This is a genomic window from Loktanella sp. PT4BL (genome assembly GCF_003201935.1).
In the GTDB taxonomy this organism is placed as follows: Bacteria; Pseudomonadota; Alphaproteobacteria; order Rhodobacterales; family Rhodobacteraceae; genus Yoonia.
In genome coordinates this window covers 114,925-135,334 of sequence record NZ_QJJL01000001.1, presented here as the reverse complement: position 1 = coordinate 135,334, position 20,410 = coordinate 114,925, and the positions used below count along the sequence as shown (strand labels likewise).

Annotated in this window: 18 protein-coding genes; 4 read left to right on the top strand and 14 right to left on the bottom strand. The window is 57.4% G+C overall.

All coding sequences use genetic code 11. From position 1 onward, the window contains the following. Positions 1–3 precede the first annotated feature (3 nt). The 13 genes from puhE to bchF form a co-directional block, all read right to left on the bottom strand. Positions 4–789, bottom strand: a complete 786-nt coding sequence (puhE, locus tag C7964_RS00645; protein WP_110277796.1) for a putative photosynthetic complex assembly protein PuhE — start codon at positions 787–789, stop codon at positions 4–6. Next, entirely contained in the window at positions 789–1,907 is a 1,119-nt protein-coding gene (acsF, locus tag C7964_RS00640) for a magnesium-protoporphyrin IX monomethyl ester (oxidative) cyclase (protein ID WP_110277795.1), read from the bottom strand. The genes puhE and acsF overlap by 1 nt, the downstream gene beginning before the upstream one ends. After that, positions 1,904–2,200: an O2-dependent cyclase accessory protein gene (locus C7964_RS00635; protein ID WP_110277794.1), complete on the bottom strand. Its 297-nt coding sequence runs from the start codon at positions 2,198–2,200 to the stop codon at positions 1,904–1,906. The genes acsF and C7964_RS00635 overlap by 4 nt, the downstream gene beginning before the upstream one ends. A 48-nt stretch (positions 2,201–2,248) precedes the next feature. After that, entirely contained in the window at positions 2,249–2,707 is a 459-nt protein-coding gene (gene puhC, locus C7964_RS00630) for a photosynthetic complex assembly protein PuhC (RefSeq protein ID WP_110277793.1), read from the bottom strand. 5 nt (positions 2,708–2,712) lie between these two features. Beyond that, entirely contained in the window at positions 2,713–3,351 is a 639-nt protein-coding gene (puhB, locus tag C7964_RS00625; RefSeq protein ID WP_110277792.1) for a photosynthetic complex putative assembly protein PuhB, read from the bottom strand. 73 nt (positions 3,352–3,424) lie between these two features. Beyond that, the gene (gene puhA / locus C7964_RS00620) at positions 3,425–4,183 is read right to left on the bottom strand and encodes a photosynthetic reaction center subunit H (RefSeq protein ID WP_076660305.1); all 759 of its coding nucleotides are present in this window, start codon (positions 4,181–4,183) and stop codon (positions 3,425–3,427) included. 19 nt (positions 4,184–4,202) lie between these two features. Further along, positions 4,203–5,633 carry a PucC family protein gene (locus C7964_RS00615; protein ID WP_110277791.1) on the bottom strand — a complete coding sequence of 477 codons (1,431 nt, stop codon included), beginning with the start codon at positions 5,631–5,633 and terminating at the stop codon, positions 4,203–4,205. Next, entirely contained in the window at positions 5,630–6,322 is a 693-nt protein-coding gene (gene bchM, locus C7964_RS00610; RefSeq protein ID WP_110277790.1) for a magnesium protoporphyrin IX methyltransferase, read from the bottom strand. The genes C7964_RS00615 and bchM overlap by 4 nt, the downstream gene beginning before the upstream one ends. Next, positions 6,322–7,218 carry a ferredoxin:protochlorophyllide reductase (ATP-dependent) iron-sulfur ATP-binding protein gene (gene bchL, locus C7964_RS00605; RefSeq protein ID WP_110277789.1) on the bottom strand — a complete coding sequence of 299 codons (897 nt, stop codon included), beginning with the start codon at positions 7,216–7,218 and terminating at the stop codon, positions 6,322–6,324. The genes bchM and bchL overlap by 1 nt, the downstream gene beginning before the upstream one ends. A 37-nt stretch (positions 7,219–7,255) precedes the next feature. Continuing rightward, a complete protein-coding gene (locus C7964_RS00600; protein ID WP_110277788.1) occupies positions 7,256–10,801 on the bottom strand; it encodes a magnesium chelatase subunit H in 3,546 nt (1,181 codons plus the stop codon). Beyond that, on the bottom strand, positions 10,791–12,314 hold the full coding sequence (bchB, locus tag C7964_RS00595) for a ferredoxin:protochlorophyllide reductase (ATP-dependent) subunit B (protein WP_110277787.1): 1,524 nt from the start codon (positions 12,312–12,314) through the stop codon (positions 10,791–10,793). Before bchB ends, C7964_RS00600 begins: the two co-directional genes overlap by 11 nt. Further along, entirely contained in the window at positions 12,311–13,594 is a 1,284-nt protein-coding gene (locus C7964_RS00590; RefSeq protein ID WP_110277786.1) for a ferredoxin:protochlorophyllide reductase (ATP-dependent) subunit N, read from the bottom strand. Before C7964_RS00590 ends, bchB begins: the two co-directional genes overlap by 4 nt. Then, positions 13,591–14,091, bottom strand: a complete 501-nt coding sequence (bchF, locus tag C7964_RS00585; RefSeq protein ID WP_110277785.1) for a 2-vinyl bacteriochlorophyllide hydratase — start codon at positions 14,089–14,091, stop codon at positions 13,591–13,593. Before bchF ends, C7964_RS00590 begins: the two co-directional genes overlap by 4 nt. 275 nt (positions 14,092–14,366) lie before the next feature. Here bchF and C7964_RS00580 point away from each other — a divergent pair, with 275 nt between their 5' ends. Then, a complete protein-coding gene (locus C7964_RS00580; RefSeq protein WP_110277784.1) occupies positions 14,367–15,164 on the top strand; it encodes a cobalamin B12-binding domain-containing protein in 798 nt (265 codons plus the stop codon). 35 nt (positions 15,165–15,199) lie between these two features. Next, a complete protein-coding gene (gene ppsR, locus C7964_RS00575; RefSeq protein ID WP_110277783.1) occupies positions 15,200–16,627 on the top strand; it encodes a transcriptional regulator PpsR in 1,428 nt (475 codons plus the stop codon). Here the strand turns inward: ppsR and C7964_RS00570 are convergent. Further along, complete coding sequence (locus tag C7964_RS00570) at positions 16,624–17,175, bottom strand: ActR/PrrA/RegA family redox response regulator transcription factor (protein WP_055295221.1); 552 nt, start codon at positions 17,173–17,175, stop codon at positions 16,624–16,626. The two genes, ppsR and C7964_RS00570, sit on opposite strands and share 4 nt — an antisense overlap. Before the next feature lie 192 nt (positions 17,176–17,367). Here C7964_RS00570 and regB point away from each other — a divergent pair, with 192 nt between their 5' ends. Continuing rightward, a complete protein-coding gene (regB, locus tag C7964_RS00565) occupies positions 17,368–18,771 on the top strand; it encodes a sensor histidine kinase RegB (RefSeq protein WP_110277782.1) in 1,404 nt (467 codons plus the stop codon). A 77-nt stretch (positions 18,772–18,848) separates the two neighbouring features. Continuing rightward, complete coding sequence (locus C7964_RS00560; protein ID WP_110277781.1) at positions 18,849–20,405, top strand: PAS-domain containing protein; 1,557 nt, start codon at positions 18,849–18,851, stop codon at positions 20,403–20,405. The last annotated feature ends 5 nt before the right edge of the window (positions 20,406–20,410 follow it).

Genomic DNA, 20,410 nt, shown 5'->3' with positions numbered 1-20,410 from the left:
GTCTTATCTTTCTTCTTTGGACATCGTTTTTTGCGCCGGAAGCATCCAGCGCCAGAGTTTTGCATCAGGCAGCGGAACCACCATCAACCAGTGTTCAAGCAGGGCAAGCCCTGCCATTGCGGTAAGCAGGGCATAGCCTGCGACAGTCACCTCTGATCCGGCGGACCAGAGCCGCTCGGCGCAGACGGCGAGCAGCGCGGTCAGAATGGTGATCGCAGCTGGGAACGCGAGTGTCACCGGACCGCGCCGGAAATAGGTTTTCAGATGGTTGAGCCTCAGCGGCACGAATTCCGTATTGATCCGCGGCACGCCAAAATAGAGGTTCAGCTTTGCCAGAATGCGCGCGATGAACAGCACGAGGTAGATCGCAAGCGCGATCCGGTTCGGGGCACCTTCCGATGCGATCACCAGACCCCAAAGGCCAAGGGTCAGCGCCAGTTCGTGGTAGGCCACAGTTGAGAATGCACGAAAGAACCGATCCCGCCCGGCAAGACCGGGGGGGCAATCATCGCGCATGGGACCAGTGATTACACCCGCAAGAAACGCAAGTTCGATCCAACCCCAAATCGCCAAAGCCCCCGCAAAGCCGATGTAGACGCCAACGACGCTGGCATCATGCAAAGACACTGCCACGGCCCAGATACCGACCGCCAGCAATGGCAGGCCCATGAAAGTGGTTATGCCGTGGCGATCCAAACGGTCCGCCCGCCGCACCGCCACCAAAATCGCACCGGTGGCGAACCACCAGGCGAAAATAGCGATCAGCGATGCGATCCAGGGCGATGTCATCAGTATGCAGGCTCCAGTCGCGGGCTGTCAGGAACAGCATTCTTGTGAACCGGAATTGTCAGCAGGCTGACGAAGGCGTAACCGGCCTTGGCCGATCCGGCCATCCGCTTGACCCAGCCGCCGATCCCGCCTTGCTTGCGGCCTGCAGCAATCTGCACGTTCGCATCCTGCATCCGGTTCAGGGTCGGTTCCCAACGGGGGTGGTTGATGTCCAATGTCATCGGGAATACCTGTGTCGAGATTTCCGAGGTCTTGCGGAACACCTCCTGGCCGTACCACTTGGGATCAACGCCCAGCGCCTTGTGGAATTCGGGGCGCTGGTGGTCGCGCACCCACATGGTCGAGAAGACAGCCGTCAGGAAGAATTTGATCCACATGCGGTTCGCCCAGCTTTGCGTCAGCTTGGGGTCGGTTTTCAGCAGCAGGGCAAAGGCCTCACCATGCGAAAACTCGTCGTTGCACCATTCACGGAACCATTTGAAAATGGGGTGGAAGCGGTGCTCGGGGTGGGCTTCAAGGTGACGGAAGATCGTGATGTAGCGCGCATAACCGATCTTTTCGGAAAGATAAGTCGCGTAGTAGATGAACTTGGGCCGGAAATAGGTGTATTTCTTGGCCTGCGTCAGAAAGCCAAGGTTCACGGCAATGCCTGCTTCGCGCAGCGCGTCGTTGATGAAACCGGCATGGCGGGCCTCATCGCGGGCCATCAGCTGAAACAGCTCGGTGATATCCTTGTTGGATCCGCGCCGCTTCATTTCCTTATAAAGCACACAGCCCGAGAATTCAGCCGTGCAGGACGAGATCAGAAAGTCGATGAACTCGGCCTTCAGCTTCGGCTCCATCCCGTCCCAATCCACATGGTCCCAGTCTTCGTTTTTCTTGAAGTGGCCCTTGTTGGGGTCAGCCTTCATCTGGCCGATCAACACGTCCCAGTCTTCGCGGACCGAGGAGACATCAATCGCATCCATCTCATCGAAATCGGTGGTGTAGAAACGCGGCGTCAGCAGCGTGTTGGACATCGCCACTTTTGTCGCTTCTTCATTGGTGAGCGGCGGCAGCGCTTCTTGTGCGGCAATCGCCTCTTCGGCAGTGGCGGCAGTGGATGAATGCATGTTCATGACATCACCTCTTCGCTAAAGGAAAATTCGCAAAGCTCCATGAACTCGAAATCGCCGGTGGCGCGGGTCCAAAGCTGTTCCAGTTTGCTGGCGCGGGTAATGACCGCAGTGCGCTTTTCTTCGATCATCTCGCCAAAGGCGGCCATAATCTCTGGTCCCTGTACCTGCACGGTGTCACCCGGATAGATGACTGCGCCATTATCCAGACGCACATGCGCCGACAGCTCTTCGAACCGGTGCGAGATCGTGACCGTACATGGCGCGGTCTCTTTCTCTCTTGTAAATAGTCCCATGTGAGTTCCCTTTCACATTCAACGCAGGGGGCTAACCTGCGTTCGGTTTCAATCCAGCAGTCTTGCGAAGGCTGCTACGTTATCTTTGCCATAACCAATCAATTCGACCCGCAGGTCCGTGGTCTCGTCGATAATGGCGATATTACCGTTTTCACGGCGTACAACGGTGATCGGTGCGGTTTGCGAGGCGTTATTCACAAAGCGCGACCGTTCCACGACGCGGCCGATCACACCTAGAAAACCGCCTTTGTGATCAGCAGAAGAGGCAAGCAATTCACCCTCTGGGGTTCTGACTTCGTAAATGCCGCTCCGGTTGCCCTCCATCACAATCTCAAGTGATTGGACGACGGGCGCTTCGACCAGCACACCCCGGTTCGGTACGTCAAACCATTGCGCATAGGCCACCAGGGCAAGGGCCGCCGCCATCAGGCCAAACATGGCCTGCACCAGAAAACGCGGGACCATATCGCGGTCGCGGTGGCGCATTTGTTGTTCAAGTTGTGACATGAGCTTTACTCCGCTGCGACGGCGTTGCCGTCTTGTTGCGACACACGCGCGATGCGTGGCTCGGAAATCCGGGTCTCGGCTGCTTCGGCAAAGATCCGGGCGACATTCTGGGCGTCAGGGATGCAGCGCAGCGCCGGCTGCGTGCGCGCCATCCGCCAAGGGCGGACGTGCGGCCATGACATCAGATAGGAAATGCGGGTTTCGCCAATCAACTCGAACGCCAATGTGCCGTGACCCGATGGTTTCAGGTCCAGCTTGGCGGTCCCGATCCATGTGTAGGGCAGGTTCAGCGTCATGGTCAGCGCCGCGCCAATCCGCATGGCCACGCGCTTGTTCGTCAGCGTGTAAACGCTGGAGCGTGCCTGCACATAGGCGATCCCGTAAAGGATACCGCAGGCGATCAGGCCGGAAACGATGAACGGGATACCATGCATTAATGCGATGCCGAAAGGTGCATCCGCGGCCGAAACACCCACCCGCCAGAAGGCGAGCAATGCGAAATAGGCCGCAACCCAGCGCACCCCCAGTGCTTCGCGCGCCAAGAGCCGCGGATCAGGGGCACCCTGCCACAAGATATGTTCCCCTTCGGGCAGCTGCTCTGGCAGGCCCCTGATGGGTTCAAAGTTAAAATCGTCGTGGCTCATGGTAGGTTCCCTTTCGTAGCCAGGGCGGCCCCGGTGGCGAACCGGGAACGCAGCGTGTTTTCATCGGACCGGATCAGGAGGCGTACATCGTGCCACCGGCGTAGTACGCCATGATCTTGTCTTCCTCGAGCAGGGTGACCTGCTCCATGCTTTTGGTCGTTGGCACGTTGTCCCAGTTGCTTGCGTAGAGCGATTTGACCGTCACGCGGTCAGTTCCGATCTTGGCAAGGTTCATCGGGATCAGACGTGTTTTGCCTGTGCCTTCTGGGTTCAGATCAACCGTCAGAAAGCGGACCATCTGCTCGGGCACGTCGACCCACATATCGGTGACACGTCCGACGACTTCACCATCACCACCGACAACGGCCTTGCCGCGCGGATCACGACCGGCAGACACCTTGAAGTCAGGCAGCATCGACATCGGCTTGATCTTGACATGGCCGTGCGCGTCCAGTTCCGGTGCATCGCGGCGTGGTGCCCAGGCAGCAGGACCGACACCATCAATCATCGGATCACCAGTTGGAATCCACGGCGAACCGGTCGAGGCAGAGGACTGCGCCAAGGCAAGATCAGTCCGCATTTTGCTGTCTTCGAATGCGCGTGAAGGCACTGTCAATTCACCGCGGCCATCGCGCAGTTTGAAGGTCTTTTCCTTCGGCAAAGGAAACAGGCTTTCGTTCGCAGGCACACCATCGGCGTCGTCCCGCAAAGGATAACCTTCACGCATGTTTTCGGTTTGCAGGTAATAGACAAGCCCCGCAAAGAAGATCCAGAAGAGCCATATCGCTGCGCTCGCCAGATCGAAGTCTCCAAAAAATTCTACACCAACCATTGGTTTTTCCTTTCGGTGGTTAGGTCGGGAAATCTGCCAATCCCAGCTTGGCAGACCCCCCGGTGGTTATGGGCCGCAACCGCACAAGCGGCCCCAGCACAATCAGGGTTAGGAATAAGAGGCCAATTTCGGTATGATAAACGACCGAATAGCCGGTGGCAGGCGTGGCGAGCGCCTCTCCCAAGGTGCCGTTCCCAGCGGCATGGTTCACGAGGTCACGCACAGTGCCCCCGATAAAGATGGACAGCCCCGCGCCGGTGGCTTGTGCAGCCCCCCATGCGCCAAGGGCCAAACCACGACCGGCTTTGCCGATTGTGGGCATTGTCATGGCAGCGGTCAGGGTCGAGACGCCGAAAAGGCCGCCTCCAAACCCGATCAGGGCCGCGCCGATATAAAATAGCAATGGCGACCCGATGGGTGCCGAAAAGATGACAGCGCAAAACGCCAGAATTCCCGCAAGAATACCGCGTGCGCACATCCGGTAAGGGTCAACGCCTTTTGCCAGCCAGCGCGCCGCAAAACCGAAACCGACCAGCGCGCCCAGCGCCCACATCGCTGTCAGCAGCGTGGTTGCGGACACTGACAACCCGAGGATCTCACCACCATAGGGCTCAAGCAGCACATCCTGCATGTTGAAGGCCATCGTACCAATAAAGACAACGGCAAGCAGACGCCCCGCATCACCACCGGCGGCCAGATCATTCCACGCATCACGAAACGTCGGTGCCGCCTCTTCACGCTGTGCCTTTGTCATGGGGCTCACGCGTTCCTGCTTCCACAGGGCAATCAGGTTCAACAGCAGGGTCAGAACCGCTGTGCCCTGGACCACCTGCACCAAACGCAGCGCAGAGTAATCGCGCAAGAGCGCACCAATCAGGATGGCCGAAAATGCCATGCCCAGCAGGTTCATCACATAAAGCAGTGCCACGACCTTGGGCCGCGTTTCTTCCGTCGCGCGGTCAGCGGCCAGCGCCAGACCCGCCGTCTGGGTCATATGCATGCCGATCCCGGTCAGCAAAAACGCAAGACCCGCACCCACATAGCCCGCAATCGGGAAATCGAGCGTGCGGTCGCCCGACAGCACAAGCAAGGCCATCGGCATGATCGCAAGACCGCCGAACTGCCACATGGTGCCGAACCAAAGATAGGGAATACGCTTCCACCCGATGGCGGATTTATAGTTATCCGATTTATGCCCCACGAGCGCACGGAACGGCGCCACCAGCACAGGGATCGCGATCATTGCGGCAACCAGCGTTGCGCCAATCCCCAATTCGACAATCATCACACGGTTCAACGTGCCCAACAGCATCACCGCCGCCATGCCGACCGACACCTGAAACAGCGACAGGCGGAGCAACTGGCCCAGCGGCAGATCATCACTCACCGCATCGCTGAACGGCAAAAGATCAACCGAAATCTTTTTGAGGGATGATGCCTTGAAGATCATGGTTTTGGACCCTCGAATGACAATGCTGTGGAAATATAAAAGCCTGATTTGACCCGTTCGATCTCCTTCAGGCGCCCCTTTACGCTTGATGTGCGCAAGGCATCTGCAACGCCGACGACGGTTTGCGGAACCATCACAGGGCTGCGGTCTGCACGCGGGAACATCTTGCCGACACGCCACATGGCCATCAGGGCCGGGGTGCGTGGGGCGATGGTAAAGACAAACTTGCCCTCCAGACGCGGGCTGGCCTTGGCAAGCAGTCCGGCGATGTCCAAGGCGCTGTAGTAGATCATCGAATCCATCGCGAGGATGTAGTCAAACACACCTGTCGTGCTGTCGAGCATATCGCCGGCAACCCATGTGATATTGCCCGCCAGATTGGCCGGCATACGCTGTTCCGCGATCCCCACCAAAGCAGGCGAAATATCAACGGCCACCACATCCGCGCCCCGCTGGGCCAGCTCGACCGCCATCGTACCTGTGCCACACCCTGCATCCAGTACCCGCGCACCGCGCAGATCGTTGGGCAGTTGCGCCAGCATCAGGGCACGCATCTGGTCACGCCCCGCACGCACAGTCGCACGCACACCGGAAACGGGCGCATCTGATGTCAGCTGCTCCCAGACCTTGGTGGCCGTGCGGTCGAAATAGTGTTCGACCCTGTCACGTGTGGTGGCGTAGTTGGTCATTAATCAAAACCCAACAATTCAAAGATTTCACGATCCGGCAGGCATTCGGGCGCCAGCGGCAAAGTCCCGTTCCACAGCGTTTCAGCAAGACGCATGTATTCCTTGCGCACCTGCACGACGTCTTCGTCGTCTGGCATTTCAAAGAGGGTCTTTTTCTTCAGACGGCTGCGACGGATCGCATCAAGATCGGGCATATGTGCAAGGCGGTTAAAGCCCACCACATCGCAATAGCGATCCACCTCATCGGTGTCCTTGCTGCGGTTTGCGACGCAACCCGCCAGGCGGACCTTATAGTTGGATGATTTCGCCTGCACCGCCGCGATGATCCGGTTCATCGCATAGATGCTGTCAAAATCATTCGCGGTCACGATCAACGCACGATCGGCGTGTTGCAGCGGGGCTGCAAAACCACCGCAAACCACGTCGCCCAACACGTCAAAGATCACGACATCGGTGTCTTCCAGCAGGTGGTGCTGCTTGAGCAGTTTCACCGTCTGGCCGACAACATACCCACCACAGCCTGTACCGGCAGGGGGGCCACCGGCCTCGACGCATTTCACACCGTTGAAACCCTCAAAGATGAAATCTTCGGGGCGCAGTTCCTCGGCATGGAAATCAACATCCTTGAGAATATCAATCACCGTCGGGACAAGGCTCCCTGTCAGGGTGAATGTGCTGTCATGCTTGGGGTCACAGCCGATCTGCAACACGCGCTTTCCATGCATGGAAAATGCCGCCGACAGGTTGGATGATGTGGTCGATTTCCCGATCCCGCCCTTGCCGTAGACTGCAAATACCTTTGCGCCTTCGATCTTGGCATCTTCGGGCTGATGCACCTGAACGGACCCTTCGCCATCCTGGCCGCGTAGGTTTGGTACTTCGTCTCTCGGGCTCATATCAGAGTCCTTCCTGTTATATTCATTGTGAAAGCGGTCATTCTGCTGCGACCCCCTCCATGCGATCTTCAAGGGCGTCCGCTGCGTCCTGCAGGGCGGCCAATGTGTCTTCGTCGGGTGACCAATAGGCGCGGTCAGATGCCTCAAGCAGGCGGTTTGCCATCCGCATCGAGGCTTGCGGGTTCAGTGCCGCCAAACGGTTGCGCATCGCCTCATCCAAAACGAATGTCTCGGACAGGCGCTGATAAACCCAAGGCTCAACTTCACCGGTGGTTGCGGACCAGCCCATCGTATTGGTCACATGGGCCTCAATCTGGCGCACGCCTTCATGGCCGTGGTTCAGCAGGGCCTCATAGAATTTGGGGTTCAGACTGCGGCTGCGTGTTTCAAGGGCGACCTGATCCTGAAGGGTCCGCACCTTGGCGGCCCCTTTGGTCTGATCGCCGATATAGACAGGGGCGCTTTGGCCACCTTTGGCACGTTTCACAGCACGGGAAATACCGCCCAGCGTATCGAAATAATGGTCAACGGTGGTAACGCCCAGTTCGACCGATTCAAGGTTCTGATAGGCCAGATCCACGTCTTTCAGCGCCTTTTGCAGCAAAGCGGGGTTCTGTGCGGCTTTGCCGTTCACGCCATAGGCAAAGGATTTGCGCGCCTCATAGGCATCGGCCAATTCATCCTCGTCCCCAAAGGCAGAGCTATCTACCAACTGGTTGACGTTCGACCCATAGGCACCCTCGGCATTGCTGAAGACACGCAAAGCCGCAGTCTCCAGATCAGATCCCATCTCTTCCGCATAAGCCAGCGCATGGGCGCGAATGAAGTTCTGTGCCAGCGGTTCATCGGCTTGCGCGCATTTCAGCGCGGCTTCGGCCAACATCTTGGTCTGCAAAGGCAGCAGATCGCGGAAGATGCCCGACAGTGTCATGACCACGTCAATGCGCGGGCGTCCCAATGTGGACAGCGGGATCAGATCGGCACCGGCAAGGCGGCCAAAATTGTCAAACCGTGGTACAGCACCCATCAAAGACAGTGCCTGTGCGATCGGTCCGCCATCGGATTTGATGTTATCCGAGCCCCAAAGCACCAAGGCAACGGTTCCGGGAACGCTGGCGTGTGTTGCCAGCAAGAGATCGGCCTGCTTGGCACCCTCGGCCATCGCGAATGCGGTGGGCATGCGGAACGGATCGAATGCGTGGATATTCCGGCCGGTTGGCACAATCTGGGGCGAGCGGATCAAATCACCACCGGGCACAGGCGCAATAAAATGGCCCGACAGCGCGCGCATCAGCGCAGGCAGTTCGTGATCTTCTTTCAGTAATTCCACCGCACGATCTGCTGCCTCACCTTCAGGCATCATCGCAACCATCTCGGCGCGTGCGGCGTCCGACAATGGCTTGCCCACAACATGCAGGCCTTCGGTAATCAGCGACCCTTCGGTTTCCAAGAGCTTGAGCCACAGACCATCAATGTCACCTGCGTTCATATCAACGGCATGGGCCTGATCACGGATCAGTTGTTCCAGATCGGCGCGCTGGTTGTCCTCGGCTGGCATTTCACGCCAACGGGTCAGGCTGTCCTTGAGATCAGCCAGGCCTTTATACAAACCGGCCGTGGTCAAAGGTGGCGTCAAATGCGTCACAACAATCGCATTGGACCGGCGCTTGGCCAGTGTCGCCTCGGACGGGTTATTCGCAGCATAAAGGTAGATATTCGGCATCTCGCCGATCAGACGGTCCGGCCAGTCATCAGCCCCCAGACCCGCCTGCTTGCCCGGCATGAATTCAAGCGCGCCATGCATCCCGAAATGCAGCAGGGCATCGGCTTTGAAAGTATTGCGCAGCCATAGATAGAAGGTGACAAACGCGTGCGTCGGGGCAAAGCCTTTCTCGAACAAAAGGCGCATAGGGTCGCCCTCATACCCGAAGGCAGGCTGCACGCCGACAAAAACATTCCCGAAATGATGCCCCAGCACGTAGACGCCGCGTCCGTCGGACTGGATTTTCCCCGGCGCAGGACCCCAAACCGTTTCAACCTCGGCCAGATGCGGGCTAGTGCGCACGATGGTGTCGGCATCAATATGGGCGGCAACATTGGCCTGCTGGCCGTATTGGGCGCTATTGCCCTGCAAGATCATGGCGCGCAGATCATCAACCGTGTCGGGCACGTCAACGCTATAGCCGTCAGTTTTCATCTTGTTCAACGTGTTGAACAGACTTTCAAACACGCCCAGATAGGCCGCCGTGCCAACGGCACCGGCATTCGGCGGGAAACCGAACAGCACAACGCCAACTTTCTTTTCGGCATTTTCCTTGCGCCGCAGCAGCGCCAAGCGCCGCGTCTTTTCAACGAGGTTTGCAATCCGCTCGTGGCAGGGGGCCATCGCCTTGCAATCTGATTGCACGGCACAATTGACCGAACAGCCATGACAACCACCGACACCATGACGACCGGCAAAAACAGTCGGGTTTGTCGCGCCGTCTATCTCGGGCAGGGCGACCAGCATTGTCGTTTCAATCGGGCCAAGACCCTGACCGCTTTGCGCCCACTGCCCAAGCGTCTGGAATTCCAGCGGTTGGGCCGCGATATAGGGCACGTTCAACGCACCCAGTACAGCAACGGCTGTGTCACTGTCGTTATAGGCAGGCCCACCAATCAGCGAGAAACCGGTGAGTGACACCAGCGCATCAATGTTGCCCTGAAAATAATCTTCAATCGCCGGACGCCCGTCGAGACCCCCAGCAAAAGCAGGGATGACACGGACACCCTTGGCCTCGAACGCACGAATAACCGCATCATAGTGGGCGCAGTCAGAGGCAAGGATATAGGACCGCAGCATCAGCAAACCGACCGTTGCAACCGGGGTCGCAGGCCGCGGCAGGTCAGCAAGGTCAGTGACAATCTTATGATCCGGCAGATCAGGGTGATAGAGCCCGACATCAGGGTACTCGATCGGCAGAGCCGCCCGCGCGCCGCGCCAGTCGGCACGGTTCGCATAACGACCAATCAGGAAGCGGATCATCTGCTCGACATTGTCGTCAGAACCACCAAGCCAGTATTGCATCGCGAGGAACCAGGCGCGCAGATCCTGGGCCTTGCCAGGGATCAGTTTCAGGATCCTGGGCAGGCGGCGCAGCGTCTTCATCTGCTTGGCACCACTATCGGCGGTCGGCTTGGACGAGCCACGTAACTTCTTCAAAAGCGCCATGGCACCGCTGGCAGGCTTGGACATGTCCAAGTCACCCATACGGGTCAGTTTGACGATCTCGCCGTCGGCAATGACACCCAGCATCGCATCGCATGCCGCGCGGCGGGCCTCCATCGCGGGCAGAATCGCCTTCACATGTTCTTCGAGGAAGAGAAGGTTTGCGATGATGATATCACCCTGCGCAACAGCATCGCGGGCGCGGGTCAATGCATCGGGTGATTCAGACCATTCAGCGGCTGAAAACACCTGCACGTCGAGCCCCGGAAAATCAGGTGCCAAGCGTGCCGACACGCGCAAGGCCGGTCCCGCTGCGTGGGCATCCAGCGTGACAATCACCACGCGGTAGGGCTTATGCATCACTTCATCGCGCATAATGGGCCTTTGCCTCATAGAGCGTATCAAGGCTGATTTCGTGAAGGCCCTTTTCCAAAGCGAAGGTTTCGGTGTTCCGGCGGGCCTTGCCGCGCACAAAGAACGGGATCTTTTTCAACTCGCGTTCCGCATCCGACAGCCAGATCACATTGTCGCCCTGCGGCTCTGCGGGCACGTCCACGGTTTCTTCGACCTTGGCTTTCGCCTTGCCGCCGTGGTGGCTCGCGCCGGCATCATCGTGGAATTCGAAATCGTCGCGGAACATCGTCAAGAGATGCTCTTCCAGACCCATCACCAGCGGATGGATCAGCGTATCAAAGATGACATTTGCGCCCTCGAAACCGACTTGCGGGGAGTAGCGGGCGGGAAAATCCTGCACGTGGACGGGCGCGGAAATGACGGCACAGGGAATGCCCAGACGCTTGCCGATATGGCGCTCCATCTGGGTGCCAAGGATCATTTCAGGGCTCAGCGCCTCAATCGCCGCCTCGACCTCGAGGTAATCATCGGTGATCAGGGCGTCGACGCCGTATTCCTTGGCCAGCGCCCGAATAGGACGCGCCATTTCGCGGTTGTAACAACCCATACCGACAACTTCGAAACCCATCTCGTCGCGGGCGATCCGCGCATGGGCGGCAACGTGGGTACCGTCGCCAAAGATAAAGACGCGCTTGCCGGTCAGATAGGTACTATCGACCGAGCGCGACCACCACGGCATCCGCAGGCGGCTTTCATCAACGGCAACGGATTTGCCAGTGATGGCGACCACTTCCTTGATAAAGTCGCGTGTCGCGCCAACACCGATTGGCACAACCTTGGTGAACGGCTGGTTATGGTTCTTTTCCAAAAACCGCGCCGCTGCCTCACCGGTCTCGGGCGACAGCAACACATTGAAATGCGCCGCTGGGAGGCGTGCAATATCAGATGGTGTTGCGTTCAAAGGGGCAACGACATTCACGTTGATCCCCATTTCAGACAAAAGCCCGGTCAGTTCTTCCACATCATCGCGGGCACGAAAGCCCAGCGCAGTCGGACCCAAGATGTTGCACGTCACACGCGCCGTGCGCTCTTGTGGCTGGGCCAGCGTTTTGACGATCTGGTAGAACGTCTCATCCGCGCCAAAGTTTTCCTTGCGGCTATAGCTTGGCAATTCGAGCGGAATGACGGGAATGGATAGGCCCATCGTCTCGGCCAGACCCGCCGGATCATCCTGAATCAATTCCGCAGTGCAGGACGCACCCACAATAATCGCCTCTGGCTGGAACCGGTCAACGGCATCCTGACAGGATGCTTTGAACAGGGTCGCGGTATCGGCACCCAGATCTCGCGCCTGAAAAGTGGTATAGCTGACAGGCGGGCGGTGATTGCGGCGTTCGATCATCGTGAACAGCAGATCGGCATAGGTATCGCCCTGCGGGGCGTGCAGCACATAGTGCAAGCCCTTCATCGCGGTGGCGACGCGCATCGCGCCAACATGGGGCGGGCCTTCATATGTCCAGACGGTCAGTTTCATTCGGCGGCCTCCATCTGGAGAACGGCCTTGCGCCGCAGCGGACGCGAGAAGAGACCGGCCAAATCACCCGCCTGTTCGTAGAAATGGACGGGCGTAAAGACCAGTTCGATCGCCCATTTGGTCGACAGCCCCTCGGCCTCAAGCGGGTTGGCAAGGCCAAGGCCGCAAACCGTGAGGTCAGGACGCGCGGCACGGGCGCGTGCCAGTTGTTTATCAACATCCTGCCCTTCGGAAATCTGCGGACCGGCAGGCAACAGATCAAGATCGGGGCCATGCAGGGCATCGTGAATATAGGGGCTGCCCACTTCGATCGCGGTCATGCCGCATTCGCGGGTCAGGAAGCGTGCAAGCGGAATTTCCAGCTGGCTGTCAGGGAAGAAGAACACCGATTTGCCGCGCAATGCCTCGGCGGCTTGCGCAATCGCTTTGCGCGCACGGGCGCGGGGGGCGGCGGTGACGGCTTCAAACGTCTCGGCGCTAACGCCAAACTCTGTGGCAATCGTGCGCAACCACGCGGTCGTACCTTCATCACCAAAGGGGAAGGGGGCGGCCAGATGGCGTGCGCCACGACGTTCCAGTGCCGCATGCGTATCACCAAGGAACGGCTGGGTCAGCGCAAACACCGTGTTTTCGCCGACCGCAGTCGTGTCATCAATCCGGCGCGCTGGGAGCAGGCGGATCGGGCCGATACCCATATCGGTGAGAAGCGACACCATCTGATCTTCGACAACATCAGGCAGCGCACCGACAACAAGCAGCTCGCGCGCTTTTGTGTCCTTCAGAACCGGCACCATTGAGGCAAGGCAGGCGTCTTCACCTTCGGTAAAAGTCGTCTCGATGCCGGAACCGGAATAATTCAGCACCCGCACATGCGGCGCATGCACCTGGCTGAGACGTTCTGCCGCACGCGCCAGATCGATTTTGATCACTTCAGAGGGACAAGACCCGACCAAAAACAACTGGCGGATGTCAGGACGACGCGCCAAGAGGCGGGCAACCTCGCGATCAAGCTCTTTGTGGGCGTCGGCCATACCGGCCAAATCCTGCTCTTCGAGAATCGCAGTGCCGAATCTGGGTTCGGCAAAAATCATCACGCCAGCCGCCGATTGCAGCAGATGCGCGCAGGTCCGTGACCCGACTACAAGAAAGAACGCGTCCTGCATCTTGCGATGCAACCAGATGATGCCGGTCAAACCGCAAAACACCTCGCGCTGGCCCCGCTCTTTGAGGATCGGCGCGGTCCGGCAGCCGCCGTTTGCGGGGGTGAGAGGTACGTTCATGCCCGTGCCTCCGCATCCAACCGCGCAAGGCGCAGTTTCCAGACGAATTGGGCGGCGTTGATGACGTAGGCCGCATACGCCGCAAGCGCCAGATATATCAGACCGCTTGGCGATAGCGCGCTTGAGTAGAGCGCGAAAATATAAAGCAAATGCAATGCGATAACCGCAAAGCTGAACACATCTTCCCAGAAGAACGCCGGTGCAAAAAGGTACTGTCCAAAGACGACTTTTTCCCAGATCGCACCGGTCACCATGATCAACAGCAAAAAGCCGGTTTTGATGACGATTGAAAGCGTGGCAACGTCATAGCCCGCCCCGGTGATCAGGTAGCGCAGCACCAGGACAAGCGAGGCAAGAAATACGAGGAACTGGAGTGGCGCCAAAATACCCTGAACAAGGGTCCATTTGGTGGCGTCACGGCGGGCCCGCTCTGCATCAGAATACAGCCGCCTGCCGAGTGTTTGCACACTTGCTGTATTCGTGTCGGCAATGGCCATGTTAAGTTTCCCTGACAGTGTCTTGTGTCAAGAATAGGTGTCATTCGCCCCATGTGTCAACTTTAAGTTACACACTGTGACCGAATGTAGCTGACAGCCTGCTTTGCCCCGAAATTGCGTGTAAGTACCAATTTTACATAAGACTTTTCAAATCTTTCACGGACAAGACTGCCATATATGTCAATTTACTTTGACATTCTGGACGTCACACCTGACAATGACGCAATTGCTGTATAGAACGCCTCCGCGCAGTACTTCAGCTAAAGGACAAGCGAATGGCCGATCGTCATAAGTTTGGCGTCAAGAAAGAGCCGGTAGTGCCTCAGGTGCCACGGGGCGCTGTCGGCCGCCGTGTCGCTGAAGCTGTGACCGAAGATATTTCGCGCCATCTTGATCCTGTCCTCTTCGAGGATTTGAAGGATGCCGCACTTAGCCAGAACCCCGAAGCCAGCAGACGTGCGATCAGATCTGCGCTTGCCGACGGCATACGTCCGGAGGACCTCGCCGACTTTTATATTCCGGCCCTTGCGCGTGATATGGGTGACCTGTGGTGCGTGGATCAGCTTAGTTTTGCAGGGGTAACGATAGGTGTATCGCGGTTGCAGGCCATGATGCGCGCATTGGGGCCCAACTGGGCAAGCGATAGCGCGACGCAGAACGAAAACGCATCAATTCTTTTGATTGTACCGCAAGAGGTGTATCACACGCTTGGCGCGATTGTTCTTAGCAGCCAACTGCGGCGCAAGGGCTTTTCTGTGAAGCTGATTTTGGGCGGCAAACCGGAAGATATTGCCAATCGGCTGTCACGTACTAGGTTTGAGGCCGTATTTATATCATCATCCGCTGGTGAAACGCTTGAATCGTTGCGCCATATCATTGATGTTATTAAAACTTCGTGCGAGGAACCTTGTCCTATTGTGGTCGGCGGCTCCATTCTCGACGTTGAGAAGACTGATGACGTAACGGCGCTGACAGGGGCTGACTATGCCACAAAAAGACCAGATGAGGCCCTAAGACTTTGCGGCCTACAACAAACCGAGCAGAACAAAGCGCACGCCAAGGGCGGGACCTAAGCCATGAAAAAGGTCCTCACTTACAGGCGTCATCCATGACTTCCCGCGGAACCAAATACTGGAACAGCGGTGCGATCCCTTTGATTGCCCCCGAAATTCTTGGCGATATCATTGCCGAAGTCGCAGACGTTGGCGTGGTCATTTCGGGAACCGGCACCATCCTTTCTGTTCTTGTAAATCCTTCCAATGATGCCTTCCGCCAGCTGGAGAATTGGGAAAACAAGGACATTCGCACAACGCTGACAATCGAAAGCGTATCGAAATTTGACAGCCGTTTGTCCGAATTTCTTGATGGCAAGTCACGGGTCCGGCCGGTCGAGCTGAACCATACCGACGGTGATAATCGGTGGGAATCACCCGTCAAATACAGTTTCCACCGCATCGGGCCTGATGGCGCGATTCTGCTTTTGGGTCGCGATTTACGCCCCATCGCTGAGATGCAGCAGCAATTGGTCGAAGCACAGCTTTCGCTCGAGCGCGACTATGAAACCCAGCGCGAATATGACACCCGCTTTCGCGTGCTGATGGAGAGCACGTCTGAAGCAATCGTTTTTGTATCGGTTGCCACCGGTGAAATCACCGAGGCGAACTCGGCAGCCGTCGCATTGATCGACCGCCCGCTTGAAAACCTTATCGGCAATCAGCTTTCAGGCTGTTTTGAGGGGCGCAAACGCGGGGATATGGTTGATGCACTGGCATCTCAGGCAATCTCAGGCGTAAAAAAGACCATTCTTGCCGATCTGCGCGGTAACGGGTCGTCAGTACAAATATTTCCGACGCTTTTTCGCGCTGCGGGTGAACGCATTCTGCTCTGCAGACTCGTTCCCGAAGGTGAAGGCAGCGCACTCGCGGACGATCTGAACCACAATCTCCATGCACTCTACGCTGACGGACCCGAGGCGATCGTGTTTACCGCCGAAAACGGTGACGTGCTTTCTGCCAATGATGCATTCCTCGATCTCATTGATGTGGCCCATGATATCAACGTGCGTGGCCGGAGTTTTTCCGACTATTTGCAACGCGGCAGCGTTGATTTCAAAGTGATGGCTGAGAACGCGCAGCGCGCCGGGCGGATGCGCAACTATGCAACAAAACTGGCTGGCGAATATGGCAGCCCCCGTGCGATGGATATTTCTGTGACGCGGTTAATGGCCGGTCAGCAGACGATCTTTGCGTTTGTGCTGCGCGATGCAAGTCGCGGTGAGACTGCCCAAACGCGCGCGCATCCCGGCAGCGACGAAAGCATGCGATCCGTTGCCGAGCTGGTGGGTAGTGCGACCCTGAAAGACATTGTATCGGAAACGACCAATGTTGTTGAGAAGATGTGTATCGAAACAGCCGTTGAGTTGACGATGAACAACCGCGTCGCCGCAGCCGAGATGCTGGGTCTGTCACGCCAGTCGCTTTACGTGAAACTCCGGAAATTCGGCCTTTTGAGCCGCGACGGCGAAGCCGAAGATTAACGCGGGCTGCGCTTGGCCAGAATACGTTGCAGCGTCCGCCTGTGCATGGACAATCGGCGTGCGGTCTCAGACACATTGCGATCGCAAAGCTCGTAGACCCGCTGGATATGTTCCCAACGCACACGATCTGCACTCATCGGGTTTTCCGGCGGTGGTGGCAACTCATCCTGCAAAGCAAGTAAAGCATTGGTCACGTCAGTCGCATCTGCCGGCTTTGACAGATAGTCCGTCGCACCAATCTTGACCGCAGCAACCGCAGTGGCGATTGCACCATACCCGGTCAGCACCACAATACGCGCATCCGGCCGGCGGGCGCGCAATGTTTCTACCACATCAAGGCCGTTGCCGTCTTCCAGTCGCAAATCGACAACAGCATAGGCCGGCGGCCGCGCTGTCGAAATCGCCTTTCCTGCCGCGACAGAGCCAGCCATCTCGACATCAAAGCCGCGCTTTTCCATTGCTTTAGCCAGACGCCGCAGAAATGCTTCGTCGTCGTCTACCAACAGTAAGCTTTTGTCTTCACCCAAATCCAAGGCCACGGTGTTCATTCGCTTCCCTATGCATGCTTCTGCAGTTGAGATAGGCTAGATCAGAGCGTCGTCAAATCACTGGTACTTATCCCCTGAATTCATTGCACGACGGAAGGGAATGACAATTCGCGCAGGGCAACTCCAAGCACATTGAACCTCTGAGCAATCGGCTTATCCTCCCTAACTTAACCTGATATTGGATCGCGGATTATGTCGGCCACAGAGAATTTGCTGATCAGAGGACAAGAACGCACCGATTGGGTCCGCCTTCGGACGCTTGTTACCCTGCGCTGGTTTGCCGTTGCGGGGCAGGCCATCGCAATTCTTGTGGCCGTGCGCGTTTACGACATCGAAATCGCGGTCGGGCAGGCGGCACTTGTTGTGACCGTCGCAGTCATTGCGAACCTTGTCTCCTTTTTCGCCTACCCATCGAACAAGCGCCTTTCGGATTTTGAGGCAACGCTCTGGCTCGTCTTCGACCTGATCCAGCTAAGCCTGTTGCTCTATCTGACCGGTGGCTTGAACAACCCTTTTGCAATGCTTGTGCTGGCGCCGGTGACAATTTCGGCCACCGTTCTTCACCTGCGCAGCACGATCTTTCTGGGGCTGGCCGCCATCACGATCATCACGATTATCAGCCGCTATAACCTGCCGCTGATCACATCAGACGGCGTTGTTTTGGTGCTTCCCGTCCTGTTCCAGTTCGGATTTTGGGTCGCACTTCTGATCAGCCTCGTTTTCTTGGCCTTCTATGCACGGCAGGTCACATCAGAAATGAACGCAATGAACGAGGCCTTGCTGGCAACCCAGCTGGCCTTGTCACGCGAACAGAAGCTCACCGACCTTGGCGGTGTTGTCGCCGCAACCGCACATGAATTGGGGACCCCGCTTGCGACAATCAAACTTGTCAGCAGCGAGTTGAAAGAAGAACTGGCCGACCGCCCCGATCTGCTGGATGATGCCGAGCTGATCAGCTCTCAGGCGGACCGGTGCCGCGATATTCTGCGCTCGATGGGACGGGTCGGGAAAGATGATCTTCATCTGCGCAACGCTCCCATCGAAATTGTTGTCAGAGAAGCAGCCGAACCGCACCGGAACCGCGGCAAGGACGTTGAATTCAATATCTTCCCGCTTGATGGCGCGAATCTGACACAACCCAATATCCAAAGGCGCCCGGAAATCATCCACGGTTTGCGCAACCTGATCCAGAACGCTGTCGATTTTTCGGAATCTCACGTCACCATAGACGTGACGTGGTCTGATACTCAGATCAACATCAAGATCTCGGACGATGGCCGTGGTTTTCCGCAGTCCGTCATCGGGCGCATCGGCGACCCCTACGTGCGCCGACGGCGTTTTTCAGAAGATGGTGCGCGCAGGCCCGGCTATGAGGGAATGGGCCTGGGACTGTTTATCGCCAAGACGTTGCTGGAACGGTCGGGTGCCACGCTTTCATTTTCCAATAGCCGCCGCCCCGGTCACGCCAGTTGGACGGGCCACCCCACAGGCGGTGCTGTGGTCGAGGTCAGCTGGCCCAGCGATGCGCTGCTTTTGCGTGGACAGGCCAATGATACCCCTCTGGGCAAGAACCAACCAATCCCGAGTTGGCCCTGACATTGTTTCCATAATTAACACCACATTAACTTTCCTGACGGATGCTCGCGCCAAGCAGTGACAGGATCGGACGGAAAATGACAATCAATTTGGTCGAGTATGGGTCCATCTTGGTTGCGGCTGTTCTTGGCGCTATGGTCATCGTGTCTGTTTTGCGCGCCAGCGGTGCATTCGGCACCACGACGCAAATGAATACCCAATCCCATCCGGATGAGGGTGCTGTTTTTCTGTTTCATGACAACGATCTCGTTGATGCGACAACACAGGCTTGGGCTTTAATTAACAATAGCCCTCGTAACCTTACCGACATGGATGCGATGCTCTTGGCGCTTCAAGCTGAGTTTCCCACGCTCAGAGAGCGGCTATCGGACCTGAATGCTGTGCAATTCCACATTCGCAGTGAAAGCGATCGCTCGGTCTTTGTCGCGGTCCAGCGCGTCAACCAACAGTTGCGAATTTCGCTCAAAGGCGACGAAACCCCTGCGTATCAGGCAGCCACCGACCGGCTCCGCCATGTCGCACGCGACAAACAGGCTTCGCTCATGCAAAGCATCGCCGCTTATTCCCCGCAACTGATCTGGCAAGAAGACAGCAAGGGACATCTGCTCTGGGCAAATGCCGCTTATACAAACCTGCTGAAACGCCATACGCAGATGGCGCTGTTCCAGCCGGAAAAGGGCGGTGTCGAAACCCGTGATCGCAGGGTATCCGTCAAACTCACAGGTGATCGCAGAGAGCGGTGGTTTGATATTTCCACCGTCAAACACGCAGACGGCTATCTGCACTTTGCCAATGACGCCACCGATGTGGTGCGGGCGGACACAGCACGCACCGAATTCGTCAAAACCCTTGGCAAAACCTTTGCGGAATTGTCCATCGGCATCGCTATCTTTGACAACAACAGACAGTTGACCATGTTCAATCCGGCACTGCTCGACATGACCACCCTTCCAGTCGATTTTCTGAGCGCAAGCCCGACAATCGACACGGTGCTCGACCGGTTGCGGGAAATGCGCATGATGCCGGAACCCAAAGACTACGTGTCGTGGCGCGAACAATTTACAGCCGTTGAAACAGCAGCCAAAGAAGGCACCTACAGCAAGAACTGGTCCCTTCCGGACGGGCAGACATACCGCGTAACCGGACGGCCCTATCCTGACGGCGCTTTTGCGCTTTTGTTCGAAGATATCAGCGCCGAGGTCTCGCTCACGCGGCGGTTCCGGCTGGATATCGAAACAGGGCAGGCTGTCCTTGATACGCTTACAGACGCTATTGCGGTGTTTTCTTCGGCGGGCACTTTAGTGATGTCCAATCAGGCCTACGCCAATCTCTGGGCCAGCAACACGGACCACATTCTGGAACACCGTGTTCTCCAGTCTGAAATGCGCATCTGGAAGAATCAGTGCATTCCGTCCCCCATTTGGAACAATCTGCGTGATTTCATTCAGCAACTCGGTGCCCGCCAACCATGGGAAGATGATGTGTTGCTGGATGACGGACGGCAGCTCTATTGCCATGCCAATCCGATTTCGGGCGGCATGACGATGCTGCGTTTCTCGGTCGCGCGCCCGAAACGACCCGAGTTTACAAAGCTGATGGCCGCCGATCCCGCGATACAGTTGATGAAGCGCTGATTTCT